17 protein-coding genes are annotated in these 22,340 nt (G+C 63.9%); 13 read left to right on the top strand and 4 right to left on the bottom strand.

Translation table 11 applies throughout. The features are described from left to right. From tssH to V7D81_RS19060, 3 genes are all read left to right on the top strand, one after another. The coding region (gene tssH / locus V7D81_RS19070) for a type VI secretion system ATPase TssH (RefSeq protein ID WP_324319231.1) at nucleotides 1-2,022 on the top strand (2,022 nt) is incomplete at its 5' end. 44 nt (nucleotides 2,023-2,066) lie between these two features. Next, a complete protein-coding gene (locus tag V7D81_RS19065) occupies nucleotides 2,067-2,864 on the top strand; it encodes a hypothetical protein (protein ID WP_324319229.1) in 798 nt (265 codons plus the stop codon). Between the two features lies 1 nt (nucleotide 2,865). After that, a complete protein-coding gene (locus tag V7D81_RS19060; RefSeq protein ID WP_324319227.1) occupies nucleotides 2,866-3,699 on the top strand; it encodes a hypothetical protein in 834 nt (277 codons plus the stop codon). On the opposite strand, the gene V7D81_RS19055 is transcribed toward V7D81_RS19060, so the two are convergent. The 3 genes from V7D81_RS19055 to V7D81_RS19045 are packed head-to-tail and all read right to left on the bottom strand — an operon-like array spanning nucleotide 3,693 to nucleotide 8,578. Further along, nucleotides 3,693-5,831: a Calx-beta domain-containing protein gene (locus V7D81_RS19055; RefSeq protein ID WP_324319225.1), complete on the bottom strand. Its 2,139-nt coding sequence runs from the start codon at nucleotides 5,829-5,831 to the stop codon at nucleotides 3,693-3,695. The genes V7D81_RS19060 and V7D81_RS19055 overlap by 7 nt on opposite strands. 22 nt (nucleotides 5,832-5,853) lie before the next feature. Then, nucleotides 5,854-7,896, bottom strand: a complete 2,043-nt coding sequence (locus tag V7D81_RS19050; protein ID WP_324319223.1) for an autotransporter domain-containing protein — start codon at nucleotides 7,894-7,896, stop codon at nucleotides 5,854-5,856. Nucleotides 7,897-7,954: 58 nt separating this feature from the next. Next, nucleotides 7,955-8,578, bottom strand: coding sequence for a hypothetical protein (locus V7D81_RS19045; RefSeq protein WP_324319221.1), 624 nt, complete (start codon nucleotides 8,576-8,578; stop codon nucleotides 7,955-7,957). A 209-nt stretch (nucleotides 8,579-8,787) separates the two neighbouring features. On the opposite strand from V7D81_RS19045, the gene V7D81_RS19040 reads away from it, so the two are divergent. From V7D81_RS19040 to V7D81_RS19005, 8 genes are all read left to right on the top strand, one after another. After that, complete coding sequence (locus tag V7D81_RS19040; protein WP_324319219.1) at nucleotides 8,788-9,195, top strand: ExbD/TolR family protein; 408 nt, start codon at nucleotides 8,788-8,790, stop codon at nucleotides 9,193-9,195. A 69-nt stretch (nucleotides 9,196-9,264) separates the two neighbouring features. Next, nucleotides 9,265-10,287, top strand: coding sequence for an L-glyceraldehyde 3-phosphate reductase (gene mgrA / locus V7D81_RS19035; RefSeq protein WP_324319218.1), 1,023 nt, complete (start codon nucleotides 9,265-9,267; stop codon nucleotides 10,285-10,287). A gap of 137 nt (nucleotides 10,288-10,424) precedes the next feature. Then, a complete protein-coding gene (locus V7D81_RS19030) occupies nucleotides 10,425-12,029 on the top strand; it encodes an ABC-F family ATPase (RefSeq protein WP_324319216.1) in 1,605 nt (534 codons plus the stop codon). 65 nt (nucleotides 12,030-12,094) lie between these two features. Continuing rightward, entirely contained in the window at nucleotides 12,095-12,646 is a 552-nt protein-coding gene (locus V7D81_RS19025; protein WP_324319215.1) for a LemA family protein, read from the top strand. Continuing rightward, entirely contained in the window at nucleotides 12,643-14,370 is a 1,728-nt protein-coding gene (locus V7D81_RS19020; RefSeq protein WP_324319213.1) for a DUF2207 domain-containing protein, read from the top strand. The genes V7D81_RS19025 and V7D81_RS19020 overlap by 4 nt, the downstream gene beginning before the upstream one ends. 133 nt (nucleotides 14,371-14,503) lie before the next feature. Next, the gene (gnd, locus tag V7D81_RS19015) at nucleotides 14,504-15,958 is read left to right on the top strand and encodes a decarboxylating NADP(+)-dependent phosphogluconate dehydrogenase (RefSeq protein ID WP_324319211.1); all 1,455 of its coding nucleotides are present in this window, start codon (nucleotides 14,504-14,506) and stop codon (nucleotides 15,956-15,958) included. Between the two features lie 296 nt (nucleotides 15,959-16,254). Next, nucleotides 16,255-17,508 (top strand): NADH:flavin oxidoreductase, encoded by a 1,254-nt coding sequence (locus V7D81_RS19010; RefSeq protein WP_324319209.1) that lies wholly within the window; start codon nucleotides 16,255-16,257, stop codon nucleotides 17,506-17,508. Nucleotides 17,509-17,697: 189 nt separating this feature from the next. Then, the gene (locus V7D81_RS19005) at nucleotides 17,698-18,324 is read left to right on the top strand and encodes a hypothetical protein (protein ID WP_324319207.1); all 627 of its coding nucleotides are present in this window, start codon (nucleotides 17,698-17,700) and stop codon (nucleotides 18,322-18,324) included. A gap of 82 nt (nucleotides 18,325-18,406) precedes the next feature. Here the strand turns inward: V7D81_RS19005 and V7D81_RS19000 are convergent, their stop codons facing one another. Then, nucleotides 18,407-20,125: a redoxin domain-containing protein gene (locus tag V7D81_RS19000; protein ID WP_324319205.1), complete on the bottom strand. Its 1,719-nt coding sequence runs from the start codon at nucleotides 20,123-20,125 to the stop codon at nucleotides 18,407-18,409. 168 nt (nucleotides 20,126-20,293) lie between these two features. Here V7D81_RS19000 and V7D81_RS18995 point away from each other — a divergent pair, with 168 nt between their 5' ends. Together V7D81_RS18995 and V7D81_RS18990 are read left to right on the top strand one after the other, a co-directional pair. Beyond that, the gene (locus V7D81_RS18995) at nucleotides 20,294-21,283 is read left to right on the top strand and encodes a hypothetical protein (protein WP_324319204.1); all 990 of its coding nucleotides are present in this window, start codon (nucleotides 20,294-20,296) and stop codon (nucleotides 21,281-21,283) included. Nucleotides 21,284-21,368: 85 nt separating this feature from the next. After that, nucleotides 21,369-22,223 carry an alpha/beta hydrolase gene (locus tag V7D81_RS18990; RefSeq protein ID WP_324319201.1) on the top strand — a complete coding sequence of 285 codons (855 nt, stop codon included), beginning with the start codon at nucleotides 21,369-21,371 and terminating at the stop codon, nucleotides 22,221-22,223. Nucleotides 22,224-22,340: the final 117 nt, after the last annotated feature.

Genomic DNA, 22,340 nt, shown 5'->3' with positions numbered 1-22,340 from the left:
AATCCGATCCTCACCGGCGAGGCGGGCGTCGGCAAGACGGCGGTCGTCGAAGGTTTCGCGCAGCGCATCGTGCAGGGTGATGTGCCGCCGACGCTCAAGGACGTCACGCTGCGTACGCTGGACGTTGGTCTGCTGCAGGCCGGCGCGAGCATGAAGGGCGAGTTCGAGAATCGCCTGCGTCAGGTGATCGAGGAAGTGCAGTCCTCGCCCAAGTCCATCATCCTGTTCATCGATGAAGCGCACACGCTGGTCGGTGCCGGCGGCGCTGCGGGAACGGGCGATGCGGCCAACCTGCTCAAGCCGGCGCTCGCGCGCGGCAACCTGCGCACCATCGGCGCGACGACCTGGGCCGAATACAAGAAGCACATCGAGAAGGACCCGGCGCTGACCCGGCGCTTCCAGGTCGTGCAGGTCGATGAGCCGAGCGAAGAGAAGGCCATCCTCATGATGCGCGGCGTCGCCTCGACGATGGAAAAGCATCATCGCGTGCAGGTGCTGGATGAAGCGCTCGAAGCCGCGGTGAAGTTGTCGCATCGCTACATCCCGGCGCGTCAGCTGCCGGACAAGTCGGTCAGCCTGCTGGATACGGCCTGCGCGCGCGTCGCCGTGAGTCAGCACGCCGTGCCGGCGGAAGTCGATGACAGCCGCAAGCGCATCGTGGCGCTCGAAACCGAACTCGGCATCATCGGCCGCGAAAAGAACGTCGGCGTGAATGTCGGCAATCGCGAGAAGGATGCGAGCGAGAAACTGGCCGCAGAAAAGGCCAATCTCGAAAAGCTCGAAGCGGCCTGGAAGAAAGAAAAAGACCTGGTCGACCAGATTCTGGAAATCCGCAGCAAGCTGCGCGGTGACGTGTCGAAGGTCGAAGGCACCGGCAGCAAGCTGGAAGCCGCCGCAGAGGCTGCGACCGCCGCTGCGCTACCCGAGGCGGAGCGAACCGCCGCACTCACGAAACTCAACGAACTGCAGCAGCAGCTGGCGGAAATTCAGGGCGAACGTCCGCTGATCCTGCCGAGCGTCGACTACCAGGCCGTGGCGTCCGTCGTCGCCGACTGGACCGGCATTCCGGTCGGACGCATGGCGCGCAACGAAATCGACACGGTCATGCGCCTCGGCGAAATCCTCAGCCAGCGCGTCATCGGCCAGCGTCATGCGCACGACATGATTGCCAAGCGCATCCAGACCTCGCGTGCCGGCCTCGACAATCCGAACAAGCCGATCGGCGTGTTCATGCTTGCCGGCACCTCGGGCGTCGGTAAAACCGAGACCGCGCTGGCATTGGCGGAAGCGCTCTACGGCGGCGAACAGAACATCGTCACGATCAACATGAGCGAGTTCCAGGAAGCGCACACCGTATCGACGTTGAAGGGCGCGCCTCCGGGCTACATCGGTTACGGCGAAGGCGGCGTGCTGACCGAGGCCGTGCGTCGCAAGCCTTACAGCGTCGTGCTGCTGGACGAAGTCGAGAAGGCGCATCCCGACGTGCACGAGATTTTCTTCCAGGTGTTCGACAAGGGCATCATGGAAGACGGCGAGGGCCGGCTGATCGATTTCAAGAACACGCTGATCCTGCTCACGACCAACGCCGGTTCCGATCTGATCATGAACATGTGCAAGGATCCGGAGCTGATTCCGGAACCCGATGCCATCGCCAAGGCGCTGCGTCCGGACCTGCTCAAGGTCTTCCCGGCGGCGCTGCTCGGACGCATCGTGACCATTCCGTTCTTCCCGCTGTCCGACAAGATGCTGCACGAGATCATCCGGCTGCAGCTCGGTCGCATCCAGAAGCGCATCGCCCAGAATCACAAACTGCCGTTCACGTACACGGACGACGTGCTGAAGCTGGTGGCGAGCCGTTGCACGGAACTGGAAAGCGGCGGTCGCATGATCGATGCGATCCTGACCAACACGGTGCTGCCGCGAATCAGCCAGGAAATCCTGACGCGCCTCATCGAAGGCAAGGCGCCGCAGAAGGTCGCCATCGACGCGGCGAACGGCGATTTCACTTATCAGTTCGACTAATCGTCACGCGCTCCCGGTTCCTCGCCGGGAGCGCGCCTTCGGCGATGGCGATCGTCAGCAGTCTCTGGATCGGCAGCACCCTGTCGCCGCTGGCGCGCGCCTGCATCTGTTCCTTTCTGGCCAGGGATCACGCATTTCGTCTGTACTGCTATCAGCCGCCGGACAACGTGCCGGCGGGCTGCGAGTTGGCCGATGCAGCCAGCATCCTGCCCGAGAGCCAGATCGTCCGTTACTCGCGAGGCCCAGGCAAAGGCAGCGTCTCGCTGTTCTCGAACATGTTCCGCTACAAGCTGCTGCACCAAGTCGGCGGCTGGTGGGTGGACACGGACATGTTCTGCCTGACATCCACGCTGCCCGACACCGGCATCGTCCTCGCGCAGGAGGATCGACAGGGACTGAACTGCGCCATCATGAGATTTCCGCAGGGACATGCGGCGCTGCTCGAAGGTTGCGAGGAGTGCGTGCGCCGCGGCGACGACGTCGAATGGGGAGACACCGGTCCGCGACTGCTGACGCAACTGGCGCAGAAGTACGAGTTGGCGAACTGCATATTTCCGTCGGGCGTTTTCTATCCGATCCACTATCGCCAGTTCTGGATCGTGTTCGACCCGCGTCGCGCCGCTGCGGCGGCAGAGGCGATCCGCAATGCCGCCGGCGTGCATCTGTGGAACAACATGATCAGTCGCTCGAACCTGGATCTCACCGTCCTTCCTCCGCGCGGCAGCCTGCTGGCGTCGATGTACGAGCAGACGATCGGCTACGAAGGCTTCGACAGCGAGTATGTGCTGGCCGAGGGCTGTGGCCCGGACGGACTCGATCTGCGGATCGTGCCGCGTCGCTGAGATGGCGCTCGTCAGCGGATTGTGGGTCGGTTCGCGATTCTCGCCGCTGGAGCGGGCGTGCATCGCGTCATTTCTGCAGCACGGCCACCATTTCGATCTGTACACCTACGATTCCGTCGAAGGCGTGCCCGATGGCTGTCGCATCGTCAGCGCCGCATCGATCGTGCCGCGCGAGCGCATCTGTGTGCAGGCATCGGCGGGAGGGCAGGGCGGCGGCATTGCTGCGTTCTCCGATCTGTTCCGCTACGAACTGCTGTTGCGCCAGGGCGGATGGTGGGTGGATCTCGATGTGTTCTGTCTGTCCGCCTCGCTTCCCGAACAGGAAATCGTGATTGCGCGTCAGGGACCGACCGTCGTGAACGGAGCGGTGCTGCGCTTCCCGCAGGGGCATCCGCTGATGGCCGCAGCGCGGGCTGCGTGCGAGACAAAGGCGTCGGGATGTAACTGGGGAGAGCTGGGGCCCGATCTGCTGACGCGCCTGGTGCGCGAGATGGAGCTGCAATCCGTCGTGATGCCTCCCCAGATGTTCTATCCGATCGACTGGCAGCACTACTGGGCCGTGCTCGATCCGCGCCGCTCAGCGGATGTACTGCAGCGAATGCAGGCAGCGGTGTGCCTGCATCTCTGGAACGAGATGTTGCGACGGATCGGGATCGACAAGCATGTGCTGCCGCCGCAGGGCAGCGTACTTCGGGCGTTGTACGAGACGACGATCGGGCTCAATGAGTTCGAGCACGAATACGTACTCGCGCCGGATTGCCCGGACAACGCACTCGATCTCATGACGAGGCCCTTCAATCCTTCCCGGATCGAAGGGCCTCGTTCTGATCAGTAGACGTACACCGCACCGGAGTTGTAGGCGCAGTTCGTGGCGGCGCTTGCGCAGTCGTCGAAGGGATCGCCGTTGATGTTGTCGGCGTCGGTGGAATCCTGGGGCGAGCCGATGGCCAATGTCTTGCCGTCGTCGCTCAGTGCAATCGGGGCGCCGAAATAGTGATTGAACCGCGCGCTCGGCGCCTTGACGTAGCGCTTGGCGGACCACTCGGTTCCTGAGCGATCAAAGACAAATACCGCCCCCGAATTCTGAAGGGCATCGTCCGGAACGCCGTCGAGACCGGATGCACTGCCATCCTCCGAGGGGGCGCCCACGGCGAGCAAGGTGCCATCGGAGTTCAGTGCCAGCGACCTGCCGAAGGCCATATAGTCGGTCGCGTTGGGTGCAATGATCTGCGCCTGACTCGTCCAGGACGTGCCGTCGCTGGCGTACACGTGAACGATGCCCGGGGAATAGAGGGTGGGGTCCGCTGGATTGGCGGGTGTCAGATTACCGCCATCAAGCAACGCCAGCGTAGAGCCATCGGCGCTCAGCGTGACTTCCATGCCGAAATACGCCCAGGCGTTCGGCGACGGATTGACGATGCGTGTCGATGTCCAGGTCGACCCGCTTGGCCGGAAGACGAACACCGATCCGGCCGACTGCAGCGTGACCGGCGGTGAGCCCGCATCGAGACTGTCGTAGGGAGAGCCAAGCGCCAGGACGGGCGCGCCCGCGGTACCAGCCAGCGCGAGGTGCTCGCCGAACTCGGCCGATTGGACAGGATTCGGGTGAGTCAGCTTGGTCGCTTGATCCCAACTCGCGCCGTTGCGCGAATACACGTAGACGGCGCCGGCATAAGACGTCGCGCCGACGGCGTGCCACGAAGCACCCACGGCCAGCATGGAGCCTTCCGGATTGAGGGAGAGGCTGATCCCGAACGAATCGTTTGTCACACCGTCGGCGGCCTGGATCAAGGCTGCCTCTTGCCAGGTGCCGCCGTTTCGCGTGAACAGATAGGCCGCTCCACGCCAGGAATCGTGGCCTTCCGCACCGACCGCGAGTGTGTTGCCGTCGGCGCTGAGGCTGATGCTGGAACCGAACTGGTTCCCCGACGCGGCATTCGATGCCTTGATATAGGTTGCGGCCGACCACGAGGATCCGGTGCGCGTGTACACGTACACGGCGCCGGAGCTGTAGGCGCAGTTGGTGGCGTCATCATTGCAGTCGTCGACCTCGTTGCCACCGATACCCGTGGCCGCGCTGTTGTCGCCCGGAGCGCCAATGGCCAGCGTGTTGCCGTCGGCGCTGAGGGCGACCTCCCGGCCGAAATAGCTGTAATCGCTGCTGTTGGATGCTTTGACGTAGGTGATCAGGGACGTACTGAGCCCGGCGATGGGCATGACGTTCGAGCGTGTGCAACCACCGGCATTGCAGGCATCGATGGCGTAGGTGGCTGTGGCCCAGTTTTCGTCGAGCAGCGTGACGGCAACATCGGTCGACTTCGCCGTGGCGCCCAGGTCGGTTCCAACCTGTACGAAGGCTCCTGTACCGGCGGCATCCTTCATGACGCGATAGCTGGTGGCGCCGGTCGCCGTGGTCCAATCCAGGCGCAATGCGCGCGCGGCCGCCGACACTACGGCGCGCGCCGCCGTCGGCGCTGCGACATCGTCATCGGCGATCGTGATCAGCACCTGCGCCGTCGAGCCGAGGGATGCGCCGCCCGTCGCCGATGACAGCGTCACGGTGAGCGTTTCGCCGGTCTCGACTTCGGTGTCGTTGGCGATCGGGATGTTCACGGTTTTCGCGGTCGCATCGCCGGCAGCGAAGGTTACCGTGGTGTTTACGGCGGTGTAGTCCTGCGGCTGGGCTGCCGTGCCATTGCTGGTGGCGACCGTGACGCTCACTGCGCCGTCGGTACCGTCCGTACGCGTGATCGTGAGAGTGGCATTGCCGGCGTTTTCGGCCACGGTCAGCGACGGAATACTGAACTGCAGCCGCCCTGCGTTTCGCAAAGTGCCGCCACCGCCGCCGCCGGTCCCGACGCTGGTATCGACACCGGTGCTTTCGGTCGTTTCGCCGTCGCTGCCGCAACCGGCGAGGAGGGCGCACAGCGTGAGCGCGCCCAGAGTCTGAATCGTCGTGTGTTTCATGTTGTTTTTCCCGGAGCGCGGTTCAGCGGAATGTGTGCTGGATGCGCAGGCCGATGGTGAAGTCCTGGAAGTCGACGGAGTCGAAGGCTTCCAGCCGCTGGTATTCGAAATAGCCCGAGATGTCGTATGGGAACTGCGCCGAGACGCCGGCCGCCAGACGGAAGTACGAGTCGTCGGGTTCGTCGGTGACGACGATGATGGGCGGCGTCGGATCTGCGGACGAGGCGAACGGATCGCTGGCGAACCGCACGCTGAATACCTCCGTCGCGTCTTCGAACTCGCGCACGTACGTGCCGCGTAAGTGCGGAATCACCACGCCCCAGTTCGTTCGCCACGCGTATGAAATACGCAGGCCGGCATTGCCGGTCGCCGATTCGTAGTTCTGTTCGTCGTAGGCGAGATTGAGTCCGTTGGCGCCGGTTTCGGTGAACGGATCGATCGCCGTGTCGACGACGAAGTAGCCGAGGGTCGGCGAAATGGTGAAGCCGCCGGCAATGAAGTCGTAGCCGACCGAAATGCCGCCGCTGAGCGATTCGCCGCCCGTGGCGCCGCGCGCCACGCGATCGACGTCGCCGCCGGCTTCCGCGTAGATGATGTGACGCTGCGAGTCGTAGTCCGCATCCGCGTAGTTGAAGACGCCGTCGAAATAGAAATTGCCGAGATAGGCAGAACCGTAGATCGAACCGGACAACGACTTGGTGGCGAGATTGCCTTGGCCGGATGGTTTGAAATCGAGGTCGGCCTTGCCGTAGCCGAGCGAGATGCCCGCGACGGTGGATTCGCCGAAGCGATAGTCGACGCCGCCGGTGAATCCCCACTGGTCTGATTCGAAGCCGTCGTCGGTGACGGTGGCATCCTTCTCGCCGAGGCCGTAGTTGCCGCGCAGCCAGAAGCCGAGGCGGTTGTCGAGCAGGCCGCCCGGCTCGTCGGCGCTGGCGCCGCCGCCGAAGGCGTGAAGCAGGCTGTCGGCGACCTGTTCGGCCGAGACGAACTTGTCGCCGATGCGCAGGTTCAGTCCGGCGACCGACGTGCCGCGCTCGCCGGCGCGCAGTGCCAGCAGCCGATCCATCACGCCCTGGTTCTGGGTGCGCGAGAAGATCAGTGCCTGCGTGCGCATGGCATTGAGATCCTGGGCGCCGAGTTCATCGAGAGCGGTCTGCTGCTGGGCCGTGTTTTCGTCGTTGATGATGCCGTAGCAGCGATTGAGCAGATCCTGCTGGTCGTCGGTGAGCGTCTGGCCTTCGCTGCCTTCGCCCTGGTTCATGCTGAGTTCTTCGAGGCGCGGACAGAGATCGTCGAGGTTCTTCGCGACTTCGCGCTGATTGGGCTTGAGGTCGAGTTCGGCCAGTGTGGTCGTCACCGCCGGTGGCGGTTCGGCGGCGCCGACCGTGACAGTGGCGCTGGCATTGCTCGTATTGCCGACGTTGTCGGTGACGACCAGCGTGATCTGGCTGGTGCCATCCGGCAGGGGAGCCTGCAGTGTGGCGCCGGTGCCGAGCGGCGTATTGCCGTCGCGGAACCATTGATACGTGGTGATGGTGCCGTCCGGATCGCTCGATTGCGCGCCGTTCAGTGTGACCACCTCGCCGGGCTGACCGTCGGTGTCGGCGACTCCGCCGTCCGTGCCGATGGGCGCGATGACGGCCGTCGGTGCCTGCGAGGGCTGGATCGTGATCGTGACGAGGTCGGTCGCCGTCAGCGTGCTCGACGACGAGGAGGAGCTGCCGTCGTCCTCGGTGATGATGAGGCGGATCTGGTTGACGCCATCCGGCAGCCGCACCGTGGGCGTGGCGCCTGACGCGATCTGTACGCCCTGGGCATTCGTCCACACGTAGGAGCTGATCTGCGTCTGTCCCGGCACCGATGACTGCGAGCCCGAGCCGTCCAGTGCGACGGATTCGCCGGGAAGCGCGTCGGTGTCGACGACGGTCTGGTCCGGACCGGCATCGGCGACCTGGGCCTGCACGTTCGCGGATACGAAATACATCGGCGCGAGGGCGGCGGATGTCATCAGGGCACGACGGACGGCGCGGCTGATCTCCGCGCCCTGCTTGGGCTTCTCCACTGTCACTGCTCTCCCGTTTTGTCGTTGATTCTTGGCAGTCGCAACGGCGGCGTCTTTACTAAGACGGTTCTTCGTTGCGTCGATAAACCGAGCGCCCCACGTGTTTCAGCCTGATCCGCGTGTCGACGTACACGCCCAGGCCGGCCCGTGCGGCAAGCTCGCAAAAGTAGTAATCCTCGGACAGGAATTCGCCGTCCAGAAGTCCAGTAGGAAAAAAGTGCCGGATCCGGTTTTCGTTGAGCGGGTATTCGCCGATCCCGCCATGAGCCAGCATTTTTTCCAGCGCGGTGCGATCGATGCGCAGAAAACCCGTGCCGACGCGCCGCACGCGGCGGTAGTCCGCATGGCCGGGCACGGGCTGCAGGTCCTCCGGCTGCGGCACGCACACCCAGCGCAACGAGGCGCTCTTGCGGGGATAGAGCCCGCCCGTTATGGAAAACGGCGAGGCCAGCAACCGGCTCAGGTCATCGCGGGTGAAACCGACGTCGCCGTCGATGAAGATCATCGTGGTGCAGTCGGACGCGAGGAACTGCGCGGTCAGCAGATCGCGTGCGCGGGAGATGTTGGCCTGACCCTCCAGGCACGTCCAGCCGGCGTAGAGGCCATGTGCCTCCAGCAAGCCAGTGATGAACTCCCTCTCTGCTGTCCCGGTATGCAGTGGCGTCGCCAGCAGTGCCTTCATTGTTCGTTCTTGGCGAGGCCAGTCGGCCGCCTGGGAAAGCGCGAGCCTACACCATCTTTCCGGCGGATTTCACACGCCCGGAAGTGCACCGCCCGGAATTGCGGTGAGATGTACCTAACGGGCGAACGCCGCGGTCGCTGCAGCTGTCACATGGCTGTCACGTCGATGTTTCCGTCCGATCCCATCAACAACAATGCGGAGGAACAACCATGGCAATCAGTGCGCGTACGGTCGGCGAGGGCGAGCCGATCGCCGATATGAATACGACTCCCTTGATCGATGTCCTGCTGGTGCTGCTGATCATGTTCATCATCACGCTGCCGTTGATGACGCATTCGACGAACCTGCAACTCGCGGGCGGCACACCGAGCGCCGTCATTCCGGAGGTGGTGTATGTCGATATCGACTTTGACGGCGCCGTGTTGTGGAACGGTGTGTTGATCCAGGATTTCGCGCAGCTCGAACGGCTGCTGCGCCAGGAGGCGGCAAGGAAGGATCAGGCCGACCTGCAGGTGCGTCCCGACGGGCGCGCCGCCTACGACACGGTCGCCCGCGTGCTGGCACTCGCGCAGCGAAGCGGCATCAAACGCATCGGCGTCAGCAGCGCGGACGACTGAATGCCGGCTTGACCCGCCCCGGCGTTTGCGACCAGAGTCGACGGGTCGTTTCACGCCGGGGTGAGAGAGATGTATCAGGCCGATCCGCAGCGTTACCAGCGAATGACCTACGCGCGCTGCGGTCGCAGCGGTCTGCGATTGCCGAGAATCTCACTCGGGCTGTGGCAGAACTTCGGCGGCTCCGTATTACGCGACAACGCGCGAGAAATGGTGCTGCGGTCGTTCGATCGCGGCATCACGCACTTCGATCTCGCCAACAATTACGGCCCGCCGCCCGGATCGGCCGAGGAAAATTTCGGACGCATCCTCGCCAGCGATCTCGCCAGCCATCGCGACGAACTCATCATCTCGACCAAGGCCGGCTACTTCATGTGGGACGGGCCTTACGGCGAATGGGGCTCGCGCAAGTATCTGCTCGCGAGCCTCGATCAGAGTCTGCGTCGCATGGGGCTCGACTACGTCGACATCTTTTACTCGCATCGGGTCGACCCCGACACACCGCTGGAGGAAACGATGGTCGCGCTCGACAGCGCCGTACGCAGCGGCAAGGCGCTGTACGTCGGCATCTCGTCGTACGGGCCGGAAAAGACCCGCGAGGCGGCGGCATTGCTGCGCGAGATGAAAACGCCGTTCGTGATCCACCAGCCTTCGTACTCGTTGCTCAATCGCTGGGTGGAGAAGGGACTGCTCGACGTCCTCGATCAGGAAGGCCTCGGCTGCATCGTGTTCTCGCCGCTCGCGCAGGGACTGTTGAGCGAGCGCTATCTGGCCGACGTGCCGACGGCATCGCGCGCGGCGCAGGGCGGCTCGTTCAATATGCAGTTGCTCAACGAGAGCAATCTCGCGAACGTACGCGCCTTGAGCGAGATCGCGCGCCGCCGCGGCCAGAGCCTGGCGCAGATGGCGATTTCCTGGGTGCTGCGACGTCCCACCGTGACCAGCGCGCTGATCGGCGCGAGCCGCTGGTCGCAGATCGAGGAATGCCTCGGCGCGCTGGAAAACACGCACTTCGACTCGGCGGAACTGGTGGAAATCGACCGGTTTGCGCAGGATGGCGGACTCAATATCTGGGCCGCATCCAGCCGCGAATAGGCAAAATCGGCCGGAAAATCCTGCTTTCCGCCCAAGTCGGGTACCATACGCGCCCGGCGCCGCCCGTGCGCCTCCCAGGTTGTCCGTGTTCTCTGCCGCGATGGCGAAGTCGCGGCCTCGCTGTTGGCTGAAGGTAAATGCTCTCCACGTCCAATGTATCGATCCAGTTCGGCGCCAAGCCGTTGTTCGAAGGCGTCACCGTCAAGTTCGGCGATGGCAACCGCTATGGCCTGATCGGCGCGAACGGCAGCGGCAAGTCGACGTTCATGAAAATCCTGAGCGGCGAACTGGAGCAGTCGAGCGGCGAAGTGATGCTGATGTCGGGCCTGCGCCTGGGCAAGCTCAACCAGAACCAGTTCGCCTACGAGGACGAGCGCGTGCTGGATGTCGTGCTGCAGGGCCATCAGGAAATGTGGCACGCGATGAAGGAACGCGACCTCATCTATGCGGATGCGCATGCAACCGACGACGACTACATGAAGGCCGCGGAACTCGAATCGAAGTTCGCCGAGTACGGCGGCTACGATGCCGAGGCGCGCGCCGCCGCGATCCTCGTCGCGGCCGGCATCGAAGAGCAGTATCACAATGGCCCGATGCGCGAAGTCGCGCCGGGCTGGAAGCTGCGTGTGCTGCTGGCGCAGGCGCTGTTCTCGAAGCCCGACGTGCTGCTGCTCGACGAACCGACCAACAACCTCGACATCAATTCGATCCGCTGGCTCGAAGGCGTGCTCAATGAGTACGACACGACCATGATCATCATCAGCCACGACCGGCACTTCCTGAACCAGGTGTGCACGCACATGGCCGATCTGGATTTCGGCCAGATCAAGATCTGGCCGGGCAACTACGACGATTTCATGCTGGCCTCGACGCAGGCGCGCGCGCGCGTCGAAGCGGCGAATGCCAAGGCGAAGGATCGCATCTCCGACCTGCAGGAGTTCGTGCGGCGCTTCTCTGCCAATGCGTCGAAGGCACGCCAGGCAACTTCGCGCGCGCGTCAGATCGAGAAGATCAAGATCGAAGAGATCAAGCCGTCGTCGCGCCAGAATCCGTACATCCGCTTCGACCAGAACAAGAAGCTGTATCGCAATGCGGTGACGGTCGAGCATCTCGGCTTCACGTATCCGGACTCCGGCACGCCGATCCTCACCGACTTCAACATGACGGTGGAGGCGGGCGAGCGCATTGCCATCGTCGGCGCCAACGGCGTCGGCAAGACCACGCTGATGCGCCTGCTGGCCGGTCAGTTGCAGCCGACGAGCGGGACCATCACCTGGGTCGAGAACGCACAACTGGGCTACATGCCGCAGGATCCCCAGGCCGACTTCGCCAGGAAAGTGGATCTGTTCACCTGGATGAGTGAATGGCGCACCAAAAGCGACGACGATCAGATCGTCCGCGCCACGTTGGGACGACTGCTGTTTTCGGGTGACGAGACCCGCAAATCAGTGCACGTGCTGTCGGGCGGCGAGAAGGGCCGCATGATCTACGGCAAGCTGATGCTGACCAAGCCGAACGTGATGCTGATGGACGAACCCACCAACCACATGGACATGGAAACGATCGAGTCGCTGCAGATCGGCGTCGAGAAATACCCCGGCACCCTGATCTTCGTCTCGCACGATCGCGAATTCGTCGGCGGCCTCGCCACGCGCATCATCGAACTGCGCAGCGACGGCAAAATCGTGGACTTCAAGGGAACGTACGACGAGTATCTGCGCTCGCAGGGCGTAGCGACCTGATTCCTGTTCAGCGCAGGTCGTCGTCCGCCTCAGCATAGTGCTCAAGGCGAGGGAGGAGGGGGCGCATGACTTTGTTCTGGACGATCGTTGCGATCCTGCTGCTGGCGTGGGCTGTCATTGCGTACAACCGGCTGGTGCGGTTGCGTAACCAGGTGCGTACAGCCTGGGCCGACATCGACGTGCAGCTCACGCGACGTCACGATCTCGTGCCGCAGCTCGTCGAGGGCGTGAAGGCGTATGCCTCGCACGAACGGTCGGTGCTCGAAGCCGTGGCCACCTTGCGCTCGCGGGCCGTCGGCCTGAACAGTCCGGCGCAGCTGGCGCAGGTCGAATCCGAACTGGAGCAGGCCTTGAGCCGCGTGTTCGCGCTCAAGGAGGCGTACCCCGATCTCAAGGCCAGCGACAACTTCGCGCAGCTCCAGCGCGATCTGGTCGACGTCGAGGAACATCTGCAGTACGCACGACGCTTCTACAACGGCGCCGTGCGCGACTACAACAACACCGTGCAGCGGGTGCCGGACGTCGCGATTGCGCGTATCGGCAACTTCACGCTGTCCGAGTTCTATCAGGCACGCGACGAGGAACGGGCAGCGGTACGTGTCGAGGTGGCGCCATGAGCCAGCTGCTGGTGCTGGCGCTGCTGCTGGCCTGTGTCTGCACCGTTCGCGCCGAAGAACGGGTTCTTGCCTACGACATCGACGTCGAAGTCCGCGCGGACGGCGCGCTCGACGTCACCGAGCGCATCACGGTGAATGTCGAAGGCAATCGCATCCGCCGCGGCATCTACCGCGATTTCCCGACGCGCTATCGCGACCGCTACGGCAACCGCGTCGTGGTCGGACTGCAAGTGCTCGGTGTCGAGCGCGACGGCGCGAACGAACCCTGGTTCACCGAGAACCTCGGCAACGGCGTGCGCATCAACACCGGCGACGACAGCTTTCTGCCTGCGCCGGCAGAACACACTTTCACGTTGCGCTATCGCACGACGCGCCAGCTCGGTTTCTTCGGCGATCACGACGAGCTGTACTGGAATGCGATCGGTACCGGCTGGATATTTCCGATCCTGAGCGGCACCGTGACCGCCCGCCTGCCCGTACCGGTGCCGGTCGCACAGATGAGTGCCGAAGGCTACACGGGGCCGCAGGGAGCGAAAGGTCAGGCGTATGCGGCCGAGCTGCCGGATGCCGGAACGGCGCGCTGGCATCTCACCCAGCCTCTCGCACCTGGCGAAGGGCTGACCGTCGTCCTGACCTTCCCCAAGGGCATCGTCGCGGCGCCGACGACGCAGCAGCGTCTCTTCTGGTTTCTGCGCGACAACCGCGGCGTACTCATGGCCGCGATCGGCTGGCTGCTGCTGCTCGCGTTCTGCGTCTACGAATGGCGGCGTGTCGGACGCGATCCGCGCAAGGGCATCGTGATCGCGCGCTATGAACCGCCGGAGGGCCACGGCCCGGCCAATCTGCGTTACCTGCAGCGCATGGGCTATGACACACGCTGTTTTTCGGCTGCCGTGCTGAACCTCGCCGTCGCGGGATTCATGCGCATTTCGCGCGAGCCGAGGCTGATCAAGAAGGACGAGTGGCGGCTGGAGCGCGGCGCGGCAGGCACGAAGCCGCCAGCGCCGAGCGAGGCGGGGCTGCTCGATGCGCTGTTCGCCGGCAACGCGCTCGGGGCGGTCGACCTGAACAACAAGAGTGCCAGCCTGCTGCAGCGGGTGATCGCCGCGCACAGTGCAGCGCTGCGTCGCGTGATGCAGCCGCGCTATTTCAGGTTGAACGGCTGGAGCATCGGCAAGGCCGTGCTCATCGCCGTGGCGGCATTCCTGATCGCATTGATGGTCTCCGGCGGCGCGGGAGCGATCGGCATCGTCGTCATCGGTGTGCTGTGCGTCGTGACATTGATCGTGTTCGCCTTCCTGGTGCGCGCGCCGACGATCGAAGGCCGCAAGCTCATGGATGAGGTCGAGGGCTTCAAGCTGTACCTCAGTGTGGCCGAACGCGACGAACTGGCGCGCATGGGCGGACCCGATGCCCCGCCGCCACTGGATGCGAAGCGCTACGAGACGTTGCTGCCCTACGCGGTCGCGCTCGAAGTCGAGGAGGCGTGGACGAAGAAGTTCACGCTCGCCGTCGGTGCCGCAGCTGCGGCGGCGGCGGCCAACAACATCAGCTGGTATCGCGGCGGCGGCGTGAACGACCTGGGCGGTTTCGCGAATGCCATCGGCAGCAGCCTGAGTTCGCAGATCGCTTCCTCGGCCACGCCGCCCGGCAGTTCGTCCGGTTCAGGCGGCGGCGGTTCGTCGGGCGGTGGCGGAGGTGGGGGTGGCGGCGGCGGAAGGTGAACGATTGTGGGTCAGGCTTCAGCCTGACTTCCGAAAAGAGGCCGGCTCAAGCCGGCCCCACAGAAGAAGGGATCGGAAGTGGCATACTTCGCGGCCTGCAAAATAGCCGGACTGCAGAGGCGAGGTTGAGACGATGAACGCAGTGGCAGATGTCGGCCTGATCGGACTGGCCGTAATGGGCGAAAACCTGGCGCTCAACATGGAAAGCCGCGGCTTTCACGTGGCCGTCTACAACCGCACGACCGCGCGCGTCGATGCATTTCTCGCCGGTCGCGCCAAGGGCAGGCAATTCACCGGCACTCACAGTCCTGCCGAACTCGTCGCCGCGCTCAAGACGCCGCGCAAGATCGTCATGCTGGTGAAAGCCGGCAAGCCGGTCGACGAACTGATCGAACAGCTCCTGCCGCTGCTGTCGCCCGGCGACATCCTCATCGACGGCGGCAACAGTCTTTTCACCGACACGATCCGCCGCACCGCACGGGTCGAGCAGGCCGGCATGCTGTATGTCGGTTCGGGCGTGTCCGGCGGCGAGGAAGGCGCATTGAACGGCCCGTCGCTCATGCCGGGCGGCAGCCCCGCGGCCTGGCCGCACATCAAGCCGATTTTCCAGGCGATCTGCGCGCGCACACCGGAGGGCGAACCCTGCTGCGACTGGATGGGCGAAAACGGCGCCGGCCATTTCGTGAAGATGGTTCACAACGGCATCGAGTACGGCGACATGCAGCTCATCGGCGAAACCTACGACGTCATGAAGCGCGTGCTCGGCATGAGCAATGCCGAAATGCATGATGTGTTCGCCGACTGGAATCGCCGCGAACTCGACAGCTACCTGATCGAAATCACCCGCGACATCCTCGCGTACAGGGACGAATCCGGTGCCGCCACGCTCGACGTGATCCTCGATGCGGCCGGCCAGAAGGGAACCGGCAAGTGGACTGCCGTCGAAGCGCTCGACCAGGGCATTCCGCTGACGCTGATCGTCGAAGCCGTGTTCGCACGTGCGCTCTCGGCAGCGCACGGTGAGCGCGTGATCGCGGAGAAAAAGATCCGGCCCGATGTCATCGCGTTCAACGGCGACAAGGCGCAGCTGGTCGACGATCTGCGCCAGGCGCTGTACGCCGCGAAGATCATCAGCTATGCGCAGGGCTATCAGCTCCTGCGCAACGCCGCAAAGACGTACCAGTGGAACCTGAACTACGGCGGCATCGCGCTGGTCTGGCGCGGCGGCTGCATCATCCGCTCGGCGTTCCTCGGCGACATCAAGAAAGCCTTCGACCGCGATCACGAACTCGTCAACCTGCTGCTCGATCCGTTCTTCAACGACGCGGTCGCAAGCCGCCAGGCCGCGTGGCGTCGGGTCGCGGTCGCTGCGGTGCAAAGCGGTATTCCGATTCCCTGCCTGAGTTCGGCACTCGCGTACTTCGACGGCTACCGCTCCGGTCGTCTGCCGGCCAACCTGCTGCAGGCGCAACGCGACTACTTCGGCGCCCACACCTACGAACGCATCGACCGCCCGCGCGGCGAATTCTTCCACACCGACTGGACGGGACACGGCGGTGCGACGACTTCCCGCTCTTACAACGCGTAAGAATCGAGAGGTTTCACACGGAGTTCACGGAGGACACGGAGTTCGGAGAAGAAAGAACGCGGTCTTCTTCCTGTGGGGCCGGCTTCAGCCGGCCTTTGCACTTGAAGAGGCCGGCTGAAGCCGGCCCCACAGGACTGTGTGTGAAATCTTCCTCCGACCTCCGTGTCCTCCGTGATCTCCGTGTGAAACTTTCCTCTTCTCTTCGACATAACCGCGAGAAGACCGTCCTTTCGTACCATTCCAGCCGTGGTGGGCCTGCTCGACGATGATGCACATCCCCGTTGCGGACGTGCGTCATGGCTGTCGCCGAGAGCCCGCTGTTCGAGCCGATCGACATCGGCACGCTCACGATTGCCGGACGACTGATCAAGACTGCGACGGCAGAAACGCGTGCGAGCCATGACGGCTTCGTCACGCCGGAGCTGCTGCAGTTCTACATCCCGATGGCGAAGGGCGGCACGCCGCTCATCATTACCGGCAATATCTATGTCAGTCGCGCCGGCAAGTCGGCGCCGCGCCAGGTTGGCGCCGACGATGACGACAAGATTCCGGGACTGCGGCAACTGACCGATGCTGTGCACGCACACGGCTCGCGCATCTTTGCCCAGCTCAATCACTGCGGCAGGCAGGTCGTGCCGCCGTTCGCCGGATTGCAGGAGGCGGTTTCCGCGTCGGCGGTGAAGGAACTCGTCACGGGCACCTTGCCTCGCGAACTGTCGCTGCTCGAGATCCAGCGGGTGATTGCCGACTACGGCGCGGCGGCCATGCGCTGCAAGCAGGCCGGCTTCGACGGTGTGCAGATTCACGCCGCCAACGGCTATCTGATGAGTCAGTTCCTCACGCCTCACACCAATCGCCGCACCGATCGCTACGGCGGTTCCTTCGACAACCGCCTCAACATGCTGCGCGATGTCGTACGGGACATCCGCAGCCGGGTGGGTCGCGACTTTCCGCTCATCGTCAAGATGAATGGCTCGGACAAACTGCCGTTGCGTCACGGGTTGTCCACCGACGAACTCGTGCAGGTCGCGCAGGTCCTGCAGGAGGAGGGCGTCGACGCCGTGGAAATCTCCGTCGGTCACTACGAATCGGGCATGCCGATGGTGCATGGGACCTTCGGTCGCTGCCTGCGCAACATGGTCAATGGCGCGATGCGTTACCTGCCGTTCATTCGTCGCTGGGGTTTTCGCCTGTCCTGGCCGCTGCTGGCGCTGCTGTTCGATCTTCTCTGGCCGCGTCACGAGGGTTTCAATCTGCGCTACGCCCAGGCGTTCAAACGCCGGCTGTCGATTCCCGTGATCTGTGTGGGCGGGTTCCTGACGCGCGCCGCGATGGAGGCGGCGATCCTGAGAGGCAGTTGCGACATCGTCTCCGCGGGACGGGCCTTCATTGCCGATCCGCTGCTGTATCGGCACCTGCGTCTCAACGAACCGGGCCCGCGCTGCGTGGACTGCAATGCCTGCATCGGGCATCTGGGTGCGCAGCCGGCGGACTGTTACCACCCGGCGGTGCGCGCGCAGAAGGATGCGATGCTGGCGAGGCTGAACTAGGGGCAGCTGACGGGTTCTTCCCATCCGCCTACAGCGGCGAGGACATCGCAGGCTTCAGCGATCACCGTACAGAGTCCGTCGGCCAAGTCCGCTATGCTCACGCGCCTCAGAGCATGCGCGGTCGAGTCGAAGGTCTTGGAAACAACAATCGCTGGTGGCACTTCCCGATACGTCAGATTCCTCTGCCCGATGCTGGCCGCCGTCGGCCTGGCCTCACCCGCATTTGCGTCGGATGAGTCCGGTCGCGACAACGTGCGCCTGAACTGGGCCAAGGCGTCGGAAACCGATCTGACGACGGCCTTTTACGGCGACTATGACGCCTCACCCGAATCCGAGTACATCATTGCCGGAAGCTGGGGCCGCCGCCTGAGCCCGACGATGTTCGGCCTGCCGATCGAGCTGACCGGCAACCTCGGCCTGCAGTGGGTGAACTCGCGCGGTCTGCAGGACGATGGTTATGGCATCAACGCCTACATCAAGGCGCACTATTCCTTGCGGCTGCCGTGGACCCAGAAGCACGTACGCTTCGGCCTCGGCGAAGGGCTGAGCTATCTCACCGAGATCCCGCTGGCCGAGCAGCGCGACTTCGCCAAGAAGGGGCCGGACATCACGTCCGAGAAACTGATGAACTACGTGGAGTGGACCATCGACGTGCCGCTGCGCCAGTTCGGTTCGATGGACCGCCTCATCAGCAAGGACATCGACGACGTCTACGTCGGCTTTTTCATCTTCCACCGCTCCAGCGTGTTCGGGCTGTTCGCCGAGACGAAGGGCGGGATCAACTTCATGGGATTCGGAATCGAGGCGCGGTACTGAGCGGATGAGCAGCGGGCGATGAGCGGCGAGCCAGAAAGCACGTTCTGACTCACGGCTCGTCGCTGACCGCTCGTCGACGGTCTCAGTTCGCTGTCGCGCCGAACAACTCCTCCTGCGACGGTCCCGTCGGCTTCTCCGGGCCCTTGTCTTCCTTCACGTTCCGATAGCGGATCACACCGAAGACCATTTCGTCCCAGGTTTGCTCGCCCCACGTGACCGTGCGGTTCGGGTCCGGGTTCGCCTTGTTCTGGCTGGAGTTGTCGAACACCTGCGTGTACACGACCTTCGTGCCGGCAGGCACGGGCAGCGGCTCGACCAGATCGTAGGTCGACTGCCAGTTGAAGTCGTAGTTCGGCACGTTCAGCAGCGTTTCTTCGCGGCCGTCCGGATATCGCGCGACGAAGCTCGACGACTTGCCGCGGAAGTGCGCGTGCGGATGCAGGCTGTAGATCACCGCGTCTTCCTTGAACGTCTGCTCGGCCATTTCCGTGTGGACCTTGGTGTTGGCGGGAATCTTCAGGCGCGGCTGCGCGAAGATCATGCTGCGATAGCTGAACTTCGGCGGATCCTTCATGAAATACAGGCCGAGCTTGGTCACGTCCGTCAGTTCCTGGCCGTTGGGCGTGAAGTGCATCTGGAAGTGGATCGTGGTACCGGCTTTCAGCAGGATGCCGTTGTCCGGCGGAATCTCCAGCGGCTCCGCGCCCGGGACATAGTTGTACAGACTCGTCGCACCGCGGCGTTCGCCGCCGGCCGAGGCGATCACGTGATGCAGCACGGCGCGCTGGCCGGGCAGGTAGTCGATCGCGCGGATCCACACGTCGTGGTCGAGCGGATTCTTTACCTGCACCATCTGGTAGGGAATCACGCCGGTGGCGGGCGTCGTGAAGGCCGGCGTTTCGATCACCAGGTCCGGTTCGCCGAGCGGCCACTTCGGCCAGTCCTTCTTCTGCGTCTTGAGCGGATCCTCGCCCGCACCGCGCGGCGCGCCGGCTTCGATCCAGTGCACCAGCGTCTTGACCTGCTCGTCGCTTAAGGCCCGATCGTTGCTGAAATGACCGTAGTGCGGATCGGCATGCCACGGCGGCATGCGCTGGGTCCGCACGACTTCGCGGATCATCGGCGAGAAGCCGCGCACCATTTCATAGCTGCTCATCTGCCACGGACCGATGCCGCCGTCGCGATGACAGGTGACGCATTTCTCCTGCAGCATCGGCGCGATGGTCTTCTCGTACGAGATGTTCGCGTGCGAACGATCGCGCTCCGGCATCTTGATGGCGCAGCCGGTGACCGCGGTGGTCGGCCGCGATACGGCACTGCCCGAGCTCACGGCGTCGATGGCGGCGGCTGCGCCCGACACGGCGCCGCGATAGGCGACCTTCCAGCCGCGCGGATCGACGACGAACACTTCGCCGTTGCGGGTAGCGCCCAGCGACTCGGTAATGATCTGGGTTTCGTCGATCAGCACCGGCAGCGAAATGTTGTTTGCCGCAGTCTCCTTCACGATCGCTTCGCGTGTGTCGCCGAGGTTGGCGTTCAGCAGCAGGAATTCCACGTTCGGATACTTGCTGCGCAGGGACTCGAGCATCGCCGCGGAAGTGCGCGAGGCATCGCAGCCGTTGCCCTGGGTCATGAGCACGACCGCTTTCGCGTCGGAGAGATAGTAGAACTCGTGCGACACGCCCTTGTGATCGGTAAGGCGAAAGTTGTCGACGACATCGCCGGGCTGCAGGGCGGATGCAGCGGATGAAAGCGACAGCGCCGCCAGCGAAAACGCAATTCGCGTGCGCGAATACGACATGCAGAAACCCCCGATGACCTGTTGCATTGGCAATGCGGCAAGCCTGCCTCAACGTCGTCGCGGAGAGGAGGGGCGCAATGCAAAGGTTTGTAATGCAGGTCTTTTCTGCCGTCATCGTCGAACCGGTTGCGTCGTACACTCGCGCCGCAGAAGACAGGGGGAACAACGATGAGATTCTTGCTGGCAACGCTCGCAACCCTTGCCGTATCGAGCGCGACGGCCGCCGACTACAAGGCGCCGCGACTGAGCGACGGCACGCCCGATCTTCAGGGCGTATGGACCAACGCGACCCAGACACCGCTGGAGCGCCCTGCAGAACTGGGCACGCGCCGCGCGCTGACGAGGGAAGAGGCGGAGTCCATCGAAAAGAAGGCCCGCGGTGCAGTGGCGGCGGATGCGCTGCCGAGCGATCCGAATGCAAAGATCGAGGCCGGTGCGCTGCCGCCCGTCGGCAACTACAACCTGTTCTGGACGGACCGCGGCATGACGGCCGCCGAGATCGGCGGCGAGTATCGCAGCTCCATCATCGTCGATCCGCCGAACGGCCGGATTCCGGTGCTCGCCAACAGCGCCGATCAGCGTCGGGCTGCCGCCCGCATGCGCGGCGAATCGATGGCCGACGGTCCGGAGCAGCGACCATTGGGCGAACGATGTCTGCTGTCGTTCGGCTCATCGGCGGGTCCGCCGATGCTGCCGACCATGTACAACAGCTACTACCAGATCGTGCAGTCGAAGGACGTGGTCATGATCCTGGTGGAGATGGTCCATGACGTGCGCATGGTCCGCATCGGCGGCAAGCATCCGCCGGCGCACGTGCGCAAATGGATGGGCGATTCGATCGGCCACTGGGAAGGCGACACGCTGGTGGTCGAGACAGCCAATTTCCGTTCCGACCAGAATTTTCGCGGCTCGTCGCAGGACATGGTCGTGACCGAACGGTTCACGCGGGTCGCAGACGACAAGATTCTCTACAACTTCACCATCCGCGATGCGAATGCCTTTGCCTCCGAATTCACGGGCGAGCTGCCGTTCCTGAAGACGGACGTGAACATTTACGAATACGCCTGTCACGAAGGAAACTACGCGCTGCCGGGAATCCTCGCGGCGGAACGAGAAAAGGAAAAGGCCGAAGCGGCGACGGCCGCCGCGAAGCGCTGAGTTCTCATTCCCTCCTTCGCGAAGCGGGGGAGGGCAAGGGAGGGGGCAAGGCAGGCGGCGCTACACCGTGGCAACTGGTACGCACATGAAATCAGCAGCACTTTTCGCGACGCTCCTGTTTGCTTTTTGCGCGACGACACTCGCCAGCACCATCACCACCCGCGAATTCGATTCACCCGCCCTGCAGCGCCAATGGTCGTACGTCGCCTATCTGCCGACCGACTACGACCGCTCCGATGCCCGCTATCCCGTGCTGTACCTCCTGCACGGCAATGGCCAGAAGGCCTACGACTGGGTTTCCTCGGGGCACATCCAGCAGACGGCCGACCGGCTCATCGCCAGCGGCGAGATGCCGGCGGCCATCATCGTCATTCCCGAAGCGGGCACCACCTGGTATGTCGATCGCAAGGAACGCATGGAGACCGCGGTGATGCAGGATCTGCTGCCGGAAATCCAGCAGCGCTTTCGCACGATCGAGAAGCGCGAAGGGCGCGTGATCGCCGGCCTGTCGATGGGCGGATTCGGTGCCGCGCGGTTCGCGCTCAAGTATCCCGAGACGTTTGCCGCTGCCGGCTTGCTGTCACCGGCCATCTATCGCGATGAGCCGCCCGAGAATTCATCGGCGCGACGGGTGGGCGTCTTCGGCGCGCAGCAGTTCGATCCGCAGGTCTGGCACGAGCTCAACTACACCGCGCTCTGGGATGCGTATCTGCAGAAGAAGCTGCCGGTGCCCATGTACGTCAACTCCGGCGACGACGATGCCTTCTACATCGAAGGAACCGCTGCGGAGTTCTACACGCTGCTGCGCCGGAACGAGCAGCCCGCCGAGCTGCGCATCGTCGATGGCGGCCACACCTGGGCGGTGTGGGAAAGCACGATCGGTGACGTCATGAAGTACGTGTTCCGTTTCGTCGACGCCAGACCCATGGCACTGCGTTGAGTCTGATCCCCTCCTCCGCGCAGCGGGGACCTCTCACTGTGGGGCCGGCTTTAGCCGGCCTCTTTCAGAGTCAGGCTAAAGCCCACTAGTGTCCGGTTAAGAATCGAACAAAGTCAG

Origin of the sequence: Povalibacter sp., from assembly GCF_036735925.1 — a bacterium.
In the GTDB taxonomy this organism is placed as follows: domain Bacteria; phylum Pseudomonadota; class Gammaproteobacteria; order Steroidobacterales; family Steroidobacteraceae; genus Steroidobacter.
This window is presented reverse-complemented; position numbering and strand designations above follow the sequence as displayed.